Annotated in this window: 2 protein-coding genes; one reads left to right on the top strand and one right to left on the bottom strand. The window is 59.6% G+C overall.

From position 1 onward, the window contains the following. Nucleotides 1-644 (top strand): ParA family protein (locus ACFFIC_RS27945; RefSeq protein WP_377056633.1); only part of this gene is annotated, 644 nt, incomplete at its 5' end. A 248-nt stretch (nt 645-892) separates the two neighbouring features. On the opposite strand, the gene ACFFIC_RS27940 is transcribed toward ACFFIC_RS27945, so the two are convergent. Continuing rightward, a partial coding sequence (locus tag ACFFIC_RS27940; RefSeq protein WP_377056631.1) for a hypothetical protein occupies nt 893-1,196 on the bottom strand: 304 nt, incomplete at its 5' end.

The following is a 1,196-nucleotide window of genomic DNA, read 5'->3' as shown; positions in this document are numbered from 1 at the left end:
GTTCAGGAAAGACTACCGCTGCGATGTGCACAGTTGCCGAACTCGTTGCCCGAGGCGCGACAGTTGCTGCCCTCGACCTCGACCCCAATCGTCCTCTGAACGCCTTCTTCGGGAAGGTGCCGGAACTGCAGCACGTAGGCGTGGCTGTTCCGGACGGCGAGCGTCGGGTCAGTGCTCTGGTGAGGGATCTAGCGTCGAAGCATGATCACGTCGTGATCGACCTTATGGGGGCTGCCACGAACGACACGCAGGTAGCAATGGCGCTGGCAGATTTGGTGATTGTCCCATCTCAGATGAGCGAGACTGACCTCCGATGCGGGGTCGAGACGTGGCGGCAAGCTGAGGAGGCCCAGGACATTAGCGGTCGCCGTATTGCCCGCGGCGTCCTTCTGACACGCACGGCTGCCGGCGCAGCCCGACCGAGGGTCGAAGCTTTTCTTAGAGAACAGTACCAGCGGATAGGCGCGCATGTTCTCAGGGCGGCCTTCGGCGACCGGGCTGCGTGGAAGGAGATGACCTACACCGCTCACATCCCTCATCTTCATGACAGGAGTAGTAATGCTGCAGCGAACTTCGTCGCCGTTTTCGACGAGATGATGGCCTTGATCTCGGAGGACGCTTCTCCCTTGGCCAGTGCAGCCTGAGGAATCGAGCAATGTCCGCAAAGCCTCAGCGCCCGGTACTTCAAGCGCCTGATTTTGGACCGCGGCCGGCGCCCTTACCAACCTCGGCTAATGACCCGCGCTTCAGTGCAGCGGAGGCTTTGGAGACCACAGAGGCTCTTGAGCGTGGCTTGAGGAGCGGTAACGTGCGCGTGGTTAATCCGGAAACCGCGCCTCCCCAATCACGAACTGAGCCCGGTGCTCCACCCTCTCGCCGCTCCCCGGAAATCTCACTCTCTACCAAGGCACCCGAGTACGTTCTGCAGCAGCTTCGGCGACGTTACGCCGAGACTGGAGTGACTATTCGCAATCAGCTTCTGCTCGCGTTGCGAAAGGATGGGATTGAAATCAGAGAGGATGATCTGCAGGACGAACGTAAACGTCCGCGGACCAGATAGTCTTCTCGCGTTGTAGGAAATCGGGAGTTCCGGCTTTCCCGAAAGACCGGAATCCCTAAGAAGGCTCCACGGACTAGCATTACAGTTGCATTCGGTGATGGTTTCTGAATCCATGGGTGGCCATGGTTCAGGGGCC

Source organism: Muricoccus vinaceus (assembly GCF_042433125.1).
Lineage (GTDB): Bacteria > Pseudomonadota > Alphaproteobacteria > Acetobacterales > Acetobacteraceae > Roseomonas > Roseomonas vinacea.
The sequence above is the reverse complement of the archived record's forward strand: the minus strand, read 5'-3'. Positions and strand labels throughout refer to the sequence as shown.